The organism is Brevundimonas sp. AVps4, from assembly GCF_058681525.1.
Genome location: NZ_CM178741.1, coordinates 1,668,112 through 1,684,618 on the forward strand (window position 1 = coordinate 1,668,112; position 16,507 = coordinate 1,684,618).

Annotated in this window: 14 protein-coding genes; 6 read left to right on the forward strand and 8 right to left on the reverse strand. The window is 67.5% G+C overall.

Annotated elements, in window-relative coordinates; translation table 11 throughout:
• Positions 1-12 precede the first annotated feature (12 nt).
• The 4 genes from ACW178_RS08165 (at position 13) to ACW178_RS08180 (ending at position 5,737) form a co-directional block, all read left to right on the forward strand.
• Positions 13-1,341, forward strand: coding sequence for a cytochrome b (locus ACW178_RS08165; protein ID WP_054765384.1), 1,329 nt, complete (start codon positions 13-15; stop codon positions 1,339-1,341).
• A 32-nt stretch (positions 1,342-1,373) separates the two neighbouring features.
• Positions 1,374-2,219, forward strand: coding sequence for a cytochrome c1 (locus tag ACW178_RS08170; RefSeq protein ID WP_054766902.1), 846 nt, complete (start codon positions 1,374-1,376; stop codon positions 2,217-2,219).
• A 151-nt stretch (positions 2,220-2,370) separates the two neighbouring features.
• A complete protein-coding gene (locus ACW178_RS08175) occupies positions 2,371-4,038 on the forward strand; it encodes a M28 family metallopeptidase (RefSeq protein WP_191555462.1) in 1,668 nt (555 codons plus the stop codon).
• 40 nt (positions 4,039-4,078) lie between these two features.
• The gene (locus tag ACW178_RS08180) at positions 4,079-5,737 is read left to right on the forward strand and encodes a M28 family peptidase (protein WP_492024457.1); all 1,659 of its coding nucleotides are present in this window, start codon (positions 4,079-4,081) and stop codon (positions 5,735-5,737) included.
• A gap of 27 nt (positions 5,738-5,764) precedes the next feature.
• On the opposite strand, the gene ACW178_RS08185 is transcribed toward ACW178_RS08180, so the two are convergent.
• Both ACW178_RS08185 and ACW178_RS08190 read right to left on the reverse strand, forming a co-directional pair.
• Positions 5,765-6,751, reverse strand: coding sequence for a DUF6607 family protein (locus ACW178_RS08185; protein WP_054765387.1), 987 nt, complete (start codon positions 6,749-6,751; stop codon positions 5,765-5,767).
• Positions 6,752-6,786: 35 nt separating this feature from the next.
• The gene (locus ACW178_RS08190) at positions 6,787-6,948 is read right to left on the reverse strand and encodes a hypothetical protein (RefSeq protein ID WP_492024458.1); all 162 of its coding nucleotides are present in this window, start codon (positions 6,946-6,948) and stop codon (positions 6,787-6,789) included.
• 117 nt (positions 6,949-7,065) lie between these two features.
• Between ACW178_RS08190 and ACW178_RS08195 the strand changes: the two genes are divergently transcribed.
• Positions 7,066-8,252, forward strand: a protein-coding gene (locus ACW178_RS08195; RefSeq protein ID WP_433935296.1) for an IS3 family transposase whose coding sequence is annotated in 2 segments (ribosomal slippage) — positions 7,066-7,327 and positions 7,327-8,252 — 1,188 coding nt in all. Because the reading frame shifts where the segments join, the coding sequence is not laid out codon by codon here.
• On the opposite strand, the gene ACW178_RS08200 is transcribed toward ACW178_RS08195, so the two are convergent.
• Entirely contained in the window at positions 8,198-10,267 is a 2,070-nt protein-coding gene (locus tag ACW178_RS08200; protein WP_492024459.1) for a TonB-dependent hemoglobin/transferrin/lactoferrin family receptor, read from the reverse strand. The genes ACW178_RS08195 and ACW178_RS08200 overlap by 55 nt on opposite strands.
• Positions 10,268-10,375: 108 nt before the next feature.
• Here ACW178_RS08200 and ACW178_RS08205 point away from each other — a divergent pair, with 108 nt between their 5' ends.
• Positions 10,376-10,918: a hypothetical protein gene (locus tag ACW178_RS08205; RefSeq protein WP_191558049.1), complete on the forward strand. Its 543-nt coding sequence runs from the start codon at positions 10,376-10,378 to the stop codon at positions 10,916-10,918.
• A gap of 9 nt (positions 10,919-10,927) precedes the next feature.
• Here ACW178_RS08205 and ychF read toward each other — a convergent pair whose 3' ends face one another.
• The 5 genes from ychF to ACW178_RS08230 all read right to left on the reverse strand — a co-directional run bounded on the left by ychF (position 10,928) and on the right by ACW178_RS08230 (position 16,473).
• Positions 10,928-12,022, reverse strand: a complete 1,095-nt coding sequence (gene ychF / locus ACW178_RS08210; protein ID WP_152949891.1) for a redox-regulated ATPase YchF — start codon at positions 12,020-12,022, stop codon at positions 10,928-10,930.
• Between the two features lie 70 nt (positions 12,023-12,092).
• Entirely contained in the window at positions 12,093-12,578 is a 486-nt protein-coding gene (locus ACW178_RS08215; protein WP_191558050.1) for a copper chaperone PCu(A)C, read from the reverse strand.
• A 13-nt stretch (positions 12,579-12,591) separates the two neighbouring features.
• Complete coding sequence (locus ACW178_RS08220) at positions 12,592-13,947, reverse strand: PepSY-associated TM helix domain-containing protein (RefSeq protein WP_191558051.1); 1,356 nt, start codon at positions 13,945-13,947, stop codon at positions 12,592-12,594.
• Positions 13,947-16,019 (reverse strand): TonB-dependent receptor family protein, encoded by a 2,073-nt coding sequence (locus ACW178_RS08225; RefSeq protein WP_191558052.1) that lies wholly within the window; start codon positions 16,017-16,019, stop codon positions 13,947-13,949. Before ACW178_RS08225 ends, ACW178_RS08220 begins: the two co-directional genes overlap by 1 nt.
• Positions 16,020-16,086: 67 nt before the next feature.
• The gene (locus ACW178_RS08230) at positions 16,087-16,473 is read right to left on the reverse strand and encodes a DUF2946 family protein (protein WP_183215928.1); all 387 of its coding nucleotides are present in this window, start codon (positions 16,471-16,473) and stop codon (positions 16,087-16,089) included.
• Positions 16,474-16,507 lie beyond the last annotated feature (34 nt).

The window sequence follows — 16,507 nt, forward strand, 5'->3', positions numbered from 1 at the left end:
AAGGGGGAGGAAATGAGCGAACACGAATCCACCTACGTCCCGAAGACGGGCGTCGAAAAATGGCTGGACACCCGGCTGCCCATCATCCGCTTCGGCGCCGACTATATGTCGCTGCCGACGCCCAGGAACCTGAACTACTGGTGGACCTTCGGCGGCATCCTGGCCCTGTGCCTGATGACGCAGATCGTCACCGGCATCGTTCTGGCCATGCACTATACGCCGAACGTCGACCTGGCCTTCGCCTCGGTCGAGCGGATCATGCGTGACGTCAACGGCGGCTGGCTGATCCGCTATGTCCACGCCAACGGCGCCTCGATGTTCTTCATCGCCGTCTATCTGCACATGCTGCGGGGGCTGTACTACGGCTCCTACAAGGCGCCGCGCGAGATGATCTGGATCATCGGCTGCGTGATCTTCTTCCTGATGATCGCCACCGCCTTCCTGGGCTATGTCCTGCCCTGGGGTCAGATGTCCTTCTGGGGCGCAGAGGTCATCACCAATCTGATCGGCGCCGTGCCCCTGGTCGGGGAACCGATCCTGATCTGGCTGCGCGGCGGCCCGGCGATCGACAATGCGACGCTGAACCGCTTCTTCTCCCTGCACTATCTGCTGCCCTTCGCCATCCTGGGCTGCGTGGTCCTGCACCTTTGGGCCCTGCATTCGGCCGGTCAGAACAATCCGGTGGGCATCCTCATTCCGAAGGATCGTGCCAAGAAGGACACTCTGCCCTTCCACCCCTATTTCACGGTCAAGGACGGCTTTGCGATCATCCTGTTCCTGATCCTGTTCGCCGTCTTCGTCTTCTATCAGCCGAACGCCTTGGGCCACGCCGACAACTACATCCCGGCCAACCCGCTGCAGACGCCCGCCCACATCGTGCCCGAATGGTACATGCTGCCCTTCTACGCCATCCTGCGCGCGGTGCCGGACAAGTTCGGCGGGGTGGTCGCCATGTTCAGCGCCATCGGCGTCCTGTTCGTCCTGCCCTGGCTGGACACGTCCAAGGTGCGGTCGATGCGCTATCGCCCGACCATGCGGACCTTCTTCTTCATCTTCCTGGTGGTCGGCGTCGGCCTGGGCTGGTGCGGCGGTCAGCTGCCGGACGCCCCGGTCATTCCGGGCATGGCCAGCTTCGTCCTGTTCGACGGAGAGGTGAACTCCTACCTATGGCTGACGCGGCTGTTCACCCTCTACTATTTCGTCTTCTTCCTGGTGATCCTGCCCTTCGTGGGGCTGAAGGAGACGCCGCTGCCGATCCCGGCGACGATCTCGGAACCGGTCCTGACGGGGGGCGACGCCGTCCCGGCCGCCGCGCCCGCCTCGCCCGAGAAGAAGGGCTGAGCGTCATGAGCTTTGGAAAAATGAGCGTGTCGATGTCCAGACTGGTCGCTTCGGCGGTCGCCGCCCTCGGCCTGATGACGGCGGCGCCCGCCCTGGCGGAGGGCGGGGCGGCCCACCCCCGTTCCGGCGGCTTCAGCTTCGACGGCCCCTTCGGCGTCTATGACCAGGGCCAGCTGCAGCGCGGCTACAAGGTCTATCACGAGGTCTGCGCCGCCTGTCACAGCATGAACCTGATGCACTACCGGAACCTGGGCGATCGCCACGGGCCGTTCTGGAATCCGAAATATCCGAATCCGAACGACAATCCGGTGGTGAAGGCCCTGGCCAAGGAGATCCAGGTTCCTGACATCGACAGCGAGACGGGCGAGCCGATCCAGCGCGACGCCACCCCAGCCGACAAGTTCCGCGCCCCCTATCCCAACGCCACCGCTGCTGCCGCCGGCAACGGCGGGGCGGCGCCGCCGGACCTGTCGGTCATGGCCAAGGCGCGTCACGGCGGCGCCGACTACATCTACTCCCTGCTGTCGGGCTATCGCACCCCGCCCGCGGGCCTGCAGATCCGTCCGGGTCAGCACTACAACCCCTATATGCAGGGCGACCTGACCCCCTTCTGGACCGGCGACCCGGACCATGTGCCCGAGGGCGGCTTCATCGCCATGCCGCCGCCGCTCCAGAACGGCCAGGTCACCTATGACGACGGCTCGCCCCAGACGGTGGATCAGTACGCCAAGGACGTCGCGGCCTTCATCGCCTGGACGTCCGAGCCGAAGATGGTCGAGCGCAAACAGGCCGGTTTCGGCGTGATCATCTTCCTGCTGATCTTTGCGGGCCTGACCTACGCCAGCTATCGCCGCATCTGGAAGGGCGTGGCCCACTAGGCGCGCCCGAACGAAAACCGAAACTCAGCCCGCCGAAGCCCGCTTCGGCGGGCTTTGTTTTGCGACATCCTGGCCGCTGACACGGAATCGACATGATGGCTTTACCCGCCTAGGGTTCGGCCTTCTTCTGCGGCTGTGGGGCCCTGTGTTCATGCGTATCCGTTCTTCCTTGGTCGCCGTGCTGATGGCCGGCGCCGCACTCTCCGCCTGCGCCGCGCCGGCGGCTCTTGAAGGTTCAGGCTCGGTCGCGGCCTTCGACGCAGCTCGTATCGCCGAGGACATTCGAACCCTGTCGGACGACAGTTTCGAGGGGCGCGGCATCGCCACCCCGGCCGAGCAGAAGGTGATCGACTATCTGAGCCGCCAATACGCCGCCGCCGGCTTCCAGCCGGGCGGTCCGAACGGCCAATGGACCCAGGACGTGATCCTGAACCGCTTCACCCAGTCCAACGTCCAGGCGGCGCTGAAGCTGGGCGACTGGACCCTGCCGATGACCCAGGGACGCGAGGTCGCCCTCTCGACCCGCCACCCGGCCGAGCACGTCAGCCTGAAGGACGCGCCCCTGGTCTTCGTCGGCTATGGGATCACCGCGCCCGAGCGGAATTGGGACGACTTCAAGGGGCAGGATCTGCGCGGCAAGGTGCTGGTCGTCCTGGTCAATGACGCCGATTTCGAAGAACCGGCCCTGAACACCTTCGGCGGCAAGGCCATGACCTACTACGGCCGCTGGACCTACAAATATGAAGAGGCGGCCCGCCATGGCGCGGCCGGGGTGCTGATCGTCCATGAGACGGCGCCCGCCTCCTATGGCTGGCAGACGGTCGCCAACTCCTGGGGCGTGCCCCAGTTCGACATCCTGCGCCAGAATGCGGCGGCTGAGCGGGTTCCGGTCGAGGGCTGGATCCAGCGCGACGTCGCCGTCGATCTGTTCCGCCGCGCCGGTCTGGATTTCGAGACGCTGAAGGCCCAGGCTCGCCGCCGCGACTTCCAGCCCGTGCCCCTGACCGGCGCCGGCTTCTCGACCGAGTTCGATGTGGCGACCAGTCAGGTCACCACCCATAACGTCATCGCCCGCCTGCCGGGAACCACCCATCCGGACGAGACGGTCCTCTACACCGCCCACTGGGACCACATCGGCATGGGCGAGCCGGACGAGACGGGCGACCGCATCTTCAACGGCGCCGTGGACAACGCCTCGGGCACGGCGGGCCTGTTGGAGCTGGCGCGGATGTACGGTCGGGCTCCTCGGACCGAACGCTCAATCGTCATGATCAGCTTCACCGCCGAGGAGAGCGGCCTTCTGGGCGCTGAATACTACGCTTCCAATCCCGTCTATCCCCTGGCCAGGACGGTGGGCGGCTTCAACATGGATTCGATGAACGTCTATGGCCGTGTCACCGGCCTGGGCGTGACCGGCTACGGCCAGTCCGACTTCGACGAGCGCTTGGCCGCCGCGATCCAGCCCCAGGGCCGCACCCTGATGCCGGATTACGAGAACGCCGCCGGCACCTACTACCGGTCCGACCACTTCCCCCTGGCCAAGCGCGGCGTGCCCATGGCCTATGCGGGCAGTCGGGGCGACTTCCGCGACGAACCGATCGCCGAGCGCCAAGCGGCGCGCAGCGACTACGGCGCCAAACGCTATCACCAGGCCGCCGACGAATGGTCGCCGGACTGGGACTACAGCGGAATGATCGAAGATCTGACGGTCTTCTATGACGTTGGCCGCGCCCTGGCGAACGGTCGCGACTGGCCCGAGTGGAAGTCGGGCTCCGAATTCGGTCCCGTCCGCGCCGTCTCCGCTGCCGAACGCCGCTAAGTCCGCTGCTCCTCCCGTCTTTCCTCATTCGAGAACCTTCATGATCCTGCGTCGTTCTTCCATCATCGCCGCTGCGGCCCTGCTCCTGGCCGCCTGCGCCACGGCGCCGGACGCGCCTGTCGTCCCGCCTTCGGCCGCGACCGACGCCTTCGCCGTGGCCTCGGCCGCCACCCCACAATTCAGCGCCCAGCGCCTGTCCGACCACATCAAATATCTGGCCGACGATCGGCTGGAGGGGCGTTTCCCCGGCCTGGTCGGCGAGCGGCTGACGCTGGAGTATCTGCAGGCCCAGTATGAGGCCATGGGTCTGGAGCCGGGCGGGCGCGACGGCTCCTGGCTCCAGCCGGTCGATCTGGTGCGGTTCACGCCCGAACGGCCTCCCGTGGCGACCTGGACCGGCGCCGACGGCGTCAGCCATGACCTGACGTCGGGCACAGACATCACCCTGCGCGCCGGCCCGGCCGACCCGGTGGTCAAGGTCGCCGACGCCCCGCTGGTCTTCGCCGGCTACGGCATTGTGGCGCCCGAGCGGGGCTGGGACGACTATGGTTCGACCGACCTGACCGGCAAGGTCGTGGTCATCCTGCGCGGCCAGCCTGAGTCCATGGGCGCCGATCCCAACTTCTACGGCTCGGGCGAACACAAGACCCAGGAGGCGCTGAAGCGCGGCGCCGTCGGCGTCATCAGCCTTCAGGACGTCGAGGGCCGCTGGCGCCGCGCCGTCGGCGGCGCGACCCGGCCGGTGATGACGGTCAAGGGCGCGCACGACGCCCGTTTCACCGGTTCGATCAATATGGCGACCGGGGCGGCCATCGGCGGCGACGTCCTGGCCCAGGCCCTGGCGCGCGGCAAGACGGCGAGCCTGGGCGGCGGCGTCGATCTGGGCGCCCGGCTCAGCGTGGACATCGCCGAAAAGACCGAGGTCATCCACTCCAACAATCTGCTGGCCAAGATCACCGGCACGACCCGGCCCGATGAATATGTCTTCTACTCCGCCCACTGGGACCACGTCGGCAAGGCGCGTCAGCCGGACGCGGAGGGCGACGACATCTTCAACGGCGCCTGGGACAACGCCTCAGGCACGGCCGGCCTGATCGAAATGGCCCGCGCCTTCAAGAACGGCCCGGCGCCGGAACGCACCGTGGTCTTCCTGCACGTCACGGCCGAGGAACAGGGGCTGTTGGGCTCGGAAGCCTATGCGGCCGACCCGGTCTATCCGCTGGCGAAGACGGCGGCCGACATCAACATCGACATGCTGCCCTTCACCCCGGCGACGCGCGACGTGGCGGTCTTCGGCGTCGGCAAGTCCGAACTGGAAGATGTTCTGGGACGGTTCGCCGCCGTCCAGGGGCGCACCGTCACTGGCGACGGTTATCCGGAAGAGGGCTTCTACTACCGTTCCGACCACTTCAACTTCGCCGCAGGCGGGGTGCCGGCTCTGATGCCGTGGAGCGGCCGTGATTTCGTGGAGGGCGGAATCGAAGCGGGCAAACCCTATTACGAGGCCCAGATGGCTCGCTACTATCACAAGCTGACGGACGAATGGCGGGCGGACTACGACTTCACCGCCGCACTTCAGAACCTGGATCTATTGTACCGGCTGGGTCTGACGGTGGCCGACAGCACCACCTGGCCGGCCTGGAAGCCGACAGCCGAGTTCAACGCCATCCGCGACGCCTCGGCCGCCGAACGGCGCTGAGGCCGTCGGCGGCGGGCGATCCGGACCTCAACGGGCGGCGGCGGGCTGGCTTGATGTGGCCTGGGCAATCAACTCGCGAGCCCGGGCGACGGCCTCGGCCTCAGCGACTTCGCCGTCGGCCAGCGACTGGGCCAGATCCATCAGCGGCGCTCCAGTGACCGCGCCGGTCTCGGCCTCCTGCTGCAGATGGACTCCGTTTCCGGCGACGATGGCTGCATCCCAGGCGTCGCGCACGGCGGCCCAGAAGCCTTGGGTCTTGGCCCAATAGTCGTCCCCCGGCTTGGGGGAATAGCTGTCGTTCCGGTCGTAGGTGTTGATCACATCTTCCTGGACCACGGCGATCGGCGCACCGTCCGGCTGGCCGGCCATCTTCATGTTGTCTTGAATATGCACCCAGCCGGCGGGTGTCAGGATGTGCCGATTGGTCCCCAGATAGCGGTCGTAGATCGGATGCCGCACCGCGTCCCGCCGCGCCAGCGGCCGCCAGGTCGGGTCGGACGTCCAGGCCGTCAGCCCATTGTCATAGGTCCAGCGGCCGACTCCGCCGTAACGAGGTGAATCGTCCGTCTGCCACACGGTCTGAGACCAAGCGCCCTGGCGCTGGGCTTCCGGGACGGGGGTCAGCACCCACCGGTTCGGCCCGGCGTAGGTCAGGACCGTCTGCGGCTGATAGGTCCAGTCCTGGCGCCAGTGTTTGATCACCATGGTCTGACCGTCGTGCTCCATCACCAATATGTGCTGCAGGCTGATCCGGTCGCCCTTGTCGTAGACGACACGCACGATCTCGCTGCCGCCGGACAGCTTCTCCTCCAGCGGATCATAGTCGGCGCGGAAGCTGACGTTCTCGCGCATGTCGAAATGGACGCGGTATTGGCCCGCCTGGGCCAGAATGGCCTGGCGGTCCCGCTCGAAGGCGTCGGTCGCCGCGGCGACGGGCGGCTGAGCGGCGGTCGCCAGCGCCTGGGAGGCGGGGGCGACGGCTAACAGGGCGGCGGCGATCAGAATGGCGCGCATGGGGCGTGTCCTTGAAGTACGTGCGGTCATGGCGGTTACAGGCGCAAGGTCAGGGAAAGGCCGAAGTTGCGGCCAGGCTGGGTGTAGGCGTCCTTGATGGTCGATGCGGCGGACAGGCCCCGCACGTCGCTCCACCAGCCGTAGGTCTCGTCAAAGACGTTGAAGGCGCCCGCGCGCAGGGTGGCGCGTTCGGTCACGTTCCAATAGGCGGTCAGGTCTAGCAGGGTGAAGCTGTCGCCCAGATAGCAGGTGACGTGCCCCTGAGAATTTCCTCCACGTGGAGCTAGAGTCCGGCCCTTGAAAGGACGGACGGAATGAAACGAGCGAGATTCACGGAAGAGCAGATCATCGGGATCCTGCGGGAGAACGAGGCCGGCGCCAAAGCGGGCGAGCTGGCGCGCAAGCACGGCGTGTCGGAAGGCACGATCTACGCCTGGAAAGCCAAGTTCGGCGGGATGAGCGTGTCGGACGCCCAGCGCCTGCGCGCCCTGGAAGATGAGAACGGAAAGCTGAAGCGCCTGCTGGCCGACGCCATGCTCGACAAGGCGGCGCTGAACGATCTGCTCTCAAAAAAGTGGTAGGGCCCGCGGCGATGCGCCAGGCCGTCGCCCATGTGAAGGCGACGTTCGGCGTCAGCGAGCGGCGGGCCTGCTCCATCATCAAGGCCGACCGCAAATCGGTGCGCTATCGCTCTTGCCGCCCGCCAGACACGGCGCTGCGGGAGCGGCTGCGCGCCCTGGCTGTCGAGCGGCGACGGTTCGGTTATCGCCGGCTGTTCGTGCTGCTGCGACGTGAAGGCGAGCCTTCGGGCAAGAACCGGATTTACCGGCTCTATCGCGAGGAAGGCCTGACGGTGCGCAAGCGCCGCTCACGCCGTCGGGCCATCGGCACGCGGGCGCCGATCCTGGTCGAGGCCAGGCCGAACGCCCGCTGGTCGCTGGACTTTGTGCACGACCAGTTCGCCACGGGCCGCCGCTTCCGCATTCTCAACGTGGTCGACGACGTCACCCGCGAGTGCCTGGCGGCGATCCCCGACACCTCGATCTCGGGACGCCGGGTCGCGCGTGAGCTGACAGCGCTGATCGCTCGGCGGGGCTGTCCTGCCATGATCGTCAGCGACAACGGCACGGAGTTCACGTCCACGGCCATCCTGGCCTGGGCGCAGGATCATGGCGTCGACTGGCACTACATCGCGCCGGGCAAGCCGACCCAGAACGGGTTTGTGGAATCCTTCAACGGCCGGATGCGCGACGAACTGCTCAACGAGAGCCTGTTTTTCAGTCTGGATCACGCCCGCCAGAAGGTCGCTGCCTGGGCGCTGGACTACAATACCCGCCGGCCGCACTCGTCTATCGGCTACCTCACCCCGGAGGCTTTTGCCGCCAGTCTGACCGCAACAGGCCGACCCGCTGCGCAGGATGAAAGCTGCGCGGTCCGGCCTGTTGCTCATCCCACGCTGCGAGGCGTAACTAACCCAAGGACTCTGGTCGCCGCTGGATGAAAATTCAGAGGCACGTCACAGGCCGCGCCGCAAGACAGATTGTATGTGGCCCTATCCTTATTGCCGGACCAGGTAACGGTGGCCGATCCGCCCCAAACGCCAGAAGGCGCCGCGTAGTGAACGCCGGCCACCACCTTGACCGGATCGATGCTGCTGAGTTCGGTGCGGCGGCCGTCGGTCGTCTGCTCTCCTTCGGCATAGGCGGCCGACCCGATCAGGCTGAAGCCGTTGTCCCAATAGAGGTCCGCACGGGCTTCCAAGCCGCGAATGTCCACCTCGGTCAGGTTGACGTATTGATAGACAAGAGGATCAACGCCCGGTACGCCCGTGCCGCTGACCGCCACCTGGTCGATGAAGTCGTCATAATGTGTGGCGAAGGCCGTGGTGTTCAGACGCATCACGCCCCCGGCCACGTCGATGCCGCGCAGTCGAAAGCCGGCCTCGAAGCTTTCGCTGGTTTCCGGCGACAGGTTCGGATTGGGGATCGAGCGATAGCCGAAGACCGGGTTCTCGAAATAGTTGTTCACCTGCATCGGCGACGGCGCACGGAAGCCCAGGCCGTAGCTGGCGAAGACGCCCAGATGCGCGCCGGTCCAATAGACGACGCCCAGCTTGGGCGAGATATGGTCGTCGCTCTGTCCCGAGGCTGCGGCGGGGAACTCGGCGTCCACCTTGGGCGACAGGTCGTACCAGTCGTAGCGCACGGCGGGGATGATGCTGAGGGCGCCCCCAAGCGCCTCGATCTCGTCCTGGACGAACAGGCCTGCCAGCTGGAAATCGGTTGTCGGGAAGGCGCGGACAGGGAAGGTCTCGCCGACCGGCGGCGTGATCCCGTCGCGCAGACCCTCCTGGGTCGTCTTGGACCAGTCGCCGCCGAAGGTGACGCGGTGCCGGACCGCGCTCGTCTTGCCGAAGACCCGCGCCCCTTGGGCGGCCAGGCCATAGACCCTGTTGTCGAAGGTGACGTCCCGCGCCCGGTCCACGGCCGGCGTGCGATCCTCAAAGGTGTACTGCCGCGTCTCGGCGTCCTGCCAGTACAGGCTGATCGAGCCGTCGCTCAGACCGGCGAAATCATTGAAGCGCCAATCACCGCTTATGCGGTCGCGCCGGGTCTCGTCATGGGCGGTGACGGACAGGACGGTCGCGGACCGGCTGCTCAGGGCGTCGCCGGTCATGTCGGAATCCAGATGGTCGTAGGTCAAACGCAGCACATGGTTCGGCGCGGCCTGCCACACCAGCTTGCCCAGATAGGCGTTGGAGGCGAAGTCCTGGGGGTTGGGCTCGGTGCGGGCGGCGCCGACCCCGCCAATCCGGCCCTTGTTCTCCGTCTCCTGATGGTCGCGGCGGGTGTAGGCGATCAGCCCTGACAAGGCGCCCGATCGGCCGGCGAAGGCCAGTCCCTCGGTCCAGCCCTCGTCGGCCGAGCCGTAGCCGACTCGCGCCCGCGCGCCGAAGGCCTGACCCGCGTTCAGGAAATCGACCGGGTCCTTGGTCTTGAACGCCACCGCGCCCGCCACGCCGTCCGAGCCGTAAAGGGCCGACGCCGGGCCGCGCAGGACCTCCACCGACTTGGTCAGGTCCAGGTCGTTATAGCCGCCGCGCCCTACCGCCTGGGCCCCGAAGCTGAAGCCCGCCGGCAGACGAACGCCGTCGTTGATGATCAGCACCCGGTCGCCGCCCATGCCCCGGATAGTGAAGCCCGAATCGCCGTCGCGGCCCGCGCCGGACAGGGCCAGGCTGAAGCGGGCGGGGGAGGTGGGCACGCTGACCCCCGGCTCATACCGGATCAGATCCTTGATGTCTGTCGCCAGCATGGTCTCGATCTCGGCGTCAGTGATGACGCTGATCGTGCCGGGCGTCCGGGACGCCTGCCGCTCCGATCGCGTGCCGATCACGACGATCGGATCAATCTGGGTCGCTGCGACCTGCGGCGTTTCGGCCCGCGCGGACGCGGTGGAATGGGCGGTGGCGGCCGCAGTGACGGCGACGGTGCAGAGGAGAAGGTGATTGCGCATAATAGCCCCGGCTGATGAAGGCGGCTTCATTAATGCGAACGATTATCAGAATCAACCGCACTTGTCGCGCGGGTTTGAACCGGAGTTGGGTCTCGACGTTGCGGTGTCATGAGACTCGCCTTGTTTCCGCTGCTCGCCCTGGGTTCCCTGCTGGGCGCTTGCGGCGAGAATGACGTCAATCCTCCCGACCAGCCCGCCGCGCCGCTCAGGACCGCCGAAGCCATGCAGGCGGTTGAACCGCCCGGCCCCTCGTCCCTGGCGTCGCGGGGGCCGCGCAGCTTCGTCGGGGTCTGGGCCGGCGACCTCGCCTGGTGCGCCCGCCCGCAGGGCGACCGATGGCCCCTGACCATCACCCCTCAGCGGTTCGAGGGGTATGAGAACCGTTGCGACATCGCCCATATCGACGAGACGCCCCACGGCTATGTGGCGACGTTGAACTGCACGGCGGAGGGGCAGGTCGCGACCGAGCGCGTCCACATGGCGGCGGCCGGCGACGTCATGAACCTGACCTATATTGACCGGGATATGACCACGGTGAAGCTGCTGCGCTGCCCCGGCTCGCCACGGGCGCCCGACCCCGCCAATCCGCTGGAGAAGATGCTGAAGCCCGACAAGGACCAGGACCAGGCCGCAGCGCGGCAGTCCCCCTGATCTGACGCCTCAGTTGAACAGGAAGTTCATCACGTCGCCGTCCTTGACGACGTAAGACTTGCCTTCCGCGCGCAGCTTGCCGGCTTCGCGCGCCTTGGCCTCGCCGCGCAGGGCGACGAAGTCTTCGAAGGCGATGGTCTCGGCGCGGATGAAGCCTTTTTCGAAGTCGGTGTGGATGACGCCCGCCGCCTGGGGCGCGGTGTCGCCGACATTGATGGTCCAGGCGCGGGCCTCTTTGGGACCGACCGTGAAATAGGTCTGCAGGCCCAGCAGCTTGTAGGCCTCGCGGATCAGCCGGTTCAGGCCGGGTTCCTCCAGACCCAGGGTCTCCAGGAACTCTTTCTGCTCGGCGTCGTCCAGCACGGCGATCTCGGATTCGATCTGGGCCGAGATGACGACCGAGTTGGCGTTGTCCTGGGCGGCGCGGGCGGCGACCTTGGCCGACAGCTCATTGCCCTGGTCGGCCGAACCCTCTTCGACATTGGCGACATAGAGGGCGGGCAGGGCGGTCAGCAGCTGCAGCATGTGCCAGGCCTTCATGTCCTCCTTGGACACCTCGGCGGTGCGGGCGGGCTTGCCGGCGTTCAGCTGGGCCAGGGCCAAATCGACCAGTTTCAGCGTCAGCGCCGAATCCTTGTCGCCGGTCTTGGCCCGCTTCTCCAGCTGGGGCCGGCGGCGCTCCAGGCTTTCCATATCGGCCAGCATCAGCTCCGTCTCGATGATGTCCAGATCGGCGATCGGATCGATGCGGTTTTCGACGTGGGTGATGTCGTCGTCGACGAAGCAGCGGGCGACGAAGGCCACGGCGTCGCAGTCGCGGATATTGGCCAGGAACTGGTTGCCCAGGCCTTCGCCCTTGGAGGCGCCGCGCACCAGGCCCGCGACGTCCACGAAGGTGATGCGGGCGGGAATGATCTCCTTGGAGCCTGCGATCTCGGCCAGGGCGTTCAGGCGCGGCTCTGGCACGGCCACGTCGCCGGTGTTCGGCTCGATGGTGCAGAACGGATAGTTGGCCGCCTGGGCCGCCGCCGTCTTGGTCAGGGCGTTGAACAGGGTGGACTTGCCGACATTGGGCAGGCCGACGATCGCGACTTTCAGGGCCATGGGATTCCTCGTGAGGCGCGAGCCTTTAGCCGGTTCGAACCGGTTTGTCAGGCTCGCGCTTCAAAAGGCCTCAGTGGGCGGCGTGATCCATCCCCGCCATGGTCGGTTGGCGCACCGCCGCCTGAACCGTCACCTCGGGCGCCGAGGCGAACGTCAGGGTGATGGGCACGGTCTCGCCTGCGACCAGGGGGGCGGTCAGGCCGATCAGCATCAGATGATTGGCGCCGGGCGCCAGCTCGACCGCCTGACCGGCCGCCAACGGCAGGCCCTCGGTCAGTTGGGCCATCTTCATCATGCCGTTCTCGGTCTTCATCTCATGGACCTGAAGCTCGGCCGCGCGCGGGGTGGAGCCGCCGGTCAGCCGGTCGTCGGTCGCGGCGGTCAGGGTGACGTAGCAGCCCCCGGCCTTGGCTCCGTTGGGCGAAGGGCGGCACCAGGCGTCGGCGGCGGTCACGGCGGCGGCCGTCGCCTCAGCGGCAGGGGCCGGCTTGTCCGCCGGTGAGTTGCAGGCCGCCAGTGCGAGGGCGACGGCGGCGAGGGACAAAGAGGTCTTCATGGCGTCGGTTCTTTCAGGAAACGGCGGGACGACGCCGGATCATCGGCCGCACGGCTCGATCGAGCAATACGGCGAGGACCAGGCTCAGGCCCGTCAGGGGGTAGAGGAGGGCGAGGGGCAGGACGATGCCCAGGACAGCCGCGCGGACGCGCGGTCCGGGCGGTGCGGGCGGGCCGCCCAGGCGCAGGCGCGACAGGTTGGGCGGGCGGCGCTTCCACCACATGACCAGACCGCTGATCGCCAGCAGCCAGACGCCGATACAGCCCAGCAGCATGATGATCCGGTTCAGCTGGCCGTACTGTGTGCCCTGGTGGGTATAGACGCCCCATTCGACGGTTTTGGCGCCGACGCCGAACCGGTCGTAGCCGAGGTCGGCCAGCAGACGCCCCGAGGCGGCGTCGATGTACAGGGACCGGCTGTCCTGAACCCGGCGGGCCTGGGTCGTGATCGTATAGGCCGTGCCGCCGGCGGCGGGGATGTTGACGGCGTATGGCCGGTCCAGACCGGCGTTGTCGGCGGCTTTCAGCACCCGATCCAGGGAGCCATGGCCCGCGTGGTCGTGGGTCATGACCATTCCGTCCATGGCCCAACCGGCGCCGATGGGTTGGTCATGATGTTCGGCCCTTTGCCAGGCCCCGGCGACAGGCGCCGGGGGGCGGCCCAGACCGCTGGACTTGACGGCGTCCATCACCGTGTCTCCCCAGAAGGCCGACCAGGGCATGCCGGTGACCGCCAGGAACAGCACGACACCGCCGACGTAAAAGCCCGTCAGGGCGTGCAGGTCGCGCCAGAAGGGGCGGCGTCGGGCGTCGGTCGTTCGGAGCGAGACGGTCGCGACAGCCCGTCCACGCGGCCACCACAGATAGAGGCCCGTGGCGAACAGGATGATGGTCCAGCCCGCCACGATCTCGACCAGGATGTTGAACGGCCGCCCCAGCAGGGTCAGGCTGTGGGTCTTCTTGACCAACTCCATAAAGCCGCCGGCGGGAATGACGCCGGTGACGCGGCCGGTGTGGGGATCGACGAAGACCGTCTTCTGCACCCCGTCGGGTCGATCCACGCGCAGGCGAACGGCCTGGTCCGCCTGGGCGGGCAGGACCAGATTGGCGACCCGACCGCCGTCGGCCGCCTGGGCCGCCGACGTCAGCCAGGTTTCCGGCGCGGTCTGGGTTTGGGCCGCCGGCACGCGGATCATGTCCCGATAAAGGGCTCCGTCGATCTCGTCCTTGAACAGATAAAGCCCACCCGTCAGGGCCAGCAGCATCAGCACGGGCATGACGAAGACGCCGGCGTAGAAATGCCAACGCCAGACGGCGCGGTAGGCGCCGGACAGATCGTCCGGCGCCTTGGTTGCGGCCTTGCCGGCCATCAGTAGCTCATCCTCACGCCGACATAGGCCGAGCGGCCCTCGCCAGGAAAGAAAACGGCGGTGGAGGCGGTCCGGGCATCCGTGACGGCGCTGAAGTTTGAGACATAGGCCTCGTCGAACAGATTACGCACGTCGGCGAAGACGGTCAGGCCGTCCCGCACGGTCCAGCCCATGTTCAGGTTCGCCACCGTATAGGCGGGCGACTTCAGGGTGTTGGCGTAGTCGACCCAGGCGTCCGCCATCGACCATTCCACGCCCGGGGCCAAGAACCAGCCCGCCGGGTGGTCATACCGCAGCTCGGCCCGATAGAGGTGCGGCGGCACGACCGGCAGGTGGGCGTCGCCGTAGACCTTGTCCCCGTCAAAGAAGAAGTCCGAGAAGGCGTAGGTCTGACGCAGCCGCCATTGCGGCGCGATCCGCCAGTCCAGCCCCGCCTCGATCCCCTGGTGAACGGTGGGCCCGGCGTTGAAGGTGGAGGCGGGAATGCCCAGCGAGGCGTTGACGAAGTTCAGCAGTTCGTGGTTCAGGTCGGCGCGATACACGGTGACGTCCCAGGTCACCGGACCGCGGCGACCGCGCGTGCCGATCTCCCAGGTCACGGCCTCCTGCGGGACCAGGGGGAGATACCCGGCGGCGGTCGGCGACAGGGCCGAGAAGTTGGGCGGCTCGACCGAGCGGGTGACATTGGCGAAGACCTGATCGCCCTGCTCGCTTTCCCACAACAGGCCGGCGCGGGGGGCGAACCAGTCGAAGCTCTTGTCGACGGCCAGGTCGATCGTGCCGGAGACGCCGGGGACCACATAGCTCTGATAGTCCCGCTCGGCGCGGCCCCAGGTTCCCCCGGCCACCAGGGCCAGGCGGTCGGTGACGAACAGCCGCCCCTCGCCGAAGACGTCCAGCCCCTTGCCGTTCTGGAAGCTGCGGGCGCGCAGGCCGTTCTGCTGTCCGGCCAGATTGCCCCATTGTTTGGCGTCCAGATCGCCCTGACGATACCAGGCGCCGTAGAAGGCGTCGGCGCGCAGGCCGAAGACCTGTCCCTGCCAGTCGAACCGTCCGAAGGCGCCGTAGTTGCGGCTTTCCTGATCGATCACCTGGAAGATGGGGTGGTCCAGATCCTTCCAGGTTCCATAGATCGCGCCCTCGAACACGGTGGACTCGTCCAGCCGCCAGCGCGTCTGCACCGTCGTGCGGACTGATTGCATATTGCGCTGGTAGTTCAGGGTGATGTTGCTCGGTGTCGCCGCCTGGGGTTTGGTCAGAGCGTCCGATAGGCTGACACTGCCGGGGATTTCCTGATGGATGTCGCCGCCCGAGACCAGCAGGCGCACCTCGCGGTCCTGACCGAAGCTGCGGCCGATATTGGCGGACAGGTGCAGGGACTTGCCCTCGCTCTGTTGACGCCAGCCGTCCACGCTCTGGCCCGTGACGGCGGCGAAGCCGTCCCAGTCGCCGCGAACGCCCGCCACCTCGGCATGGGCGCGCACCGTGCCATAGGAGCCGCCGTCCAGCCGCAGGCTCAGGTTCGAAGTCGCCGTGTGGCCGGTCGGCGTGACCAGATTGATCGCACCGCCCAGCAGGGCGCCGCCGAAGCGCAGGGCGTTGCCGCCCTTGTAGACCTCGGTATAGCGGGCGATCAGCGGGTCGATCAGCTGGAAGTCGCCGAAACCGTCGGCCTCGTTGAACGGAACCCCGTCCTGGGCCAGCAGGGTTCCACGGTTATGGATGGAGTTGCCGATGCCCGAGCCCCGGATCGAAAGCCGGATGTCGCCCCCCCACTTCTTCTGGGCATAGACGCCCGGCGCGTCGCGCAGCACGTCGGCGAGGTTGGGCGCATAGCGGTCGGCGTAGGATTCGGCCGAGACGACGGCGACCGCGCCCGGCGTACGGGCCAGACGTTCCCGCGCCTCGGCGACGACAACGGGGTCGTCGGCGTTGCGACGGGCGGTGACGATGACGGTGTCGAGCATGGCGGGCTCGGGCGTCTGCTGCGCCAGGGCGTGGCTCGCCCCCACAGTCGTGGACAGGGCGGCGAGCAGCAGGGCGCAGGGCGCCGCAGTGGTCTTGAGAGACATGATGATCCTGAAGTCAGAACGGGAAAGGGCGCGCGGGCGTGGGGCCGGCGCGGGCTTCGGGTCTGGTTCAGGCGTGGGGCGGGGCGGTGGACGGCGGACGCGGCGGCGCGCGGGCCGGCGGCGGGGGGCTGACGCGGGCGGGCGTATAGACGACGGTCTCGACCGTGCGGAGGACCGGCGCGGGTTCGGGCGCGGGCGGGACGGGCAGGGCGGCGGCCAGGGGCACGACGCAGGCTGCGCACTTGGCCCCAAGATGTTTGTTGACCGGGCCGTCCATGCCGCCGGACTGGATGGTCTGCGGCCCTTCTGCGGAACAGATGACCAGAGGCTGGCCCGGCTGGGCCGCCGCCAAGGCGCCGAACGGCAGCAGACTTCCGAGCACGATGGCGAAGACCGCCGCCAGGAAGGCGAGCGACTTCGATGTCGACCAATGATCGGCGCCGGAACGGTTCACGCCTCGCCTCTACGGCGTTTCGCCAAGGGCGTAC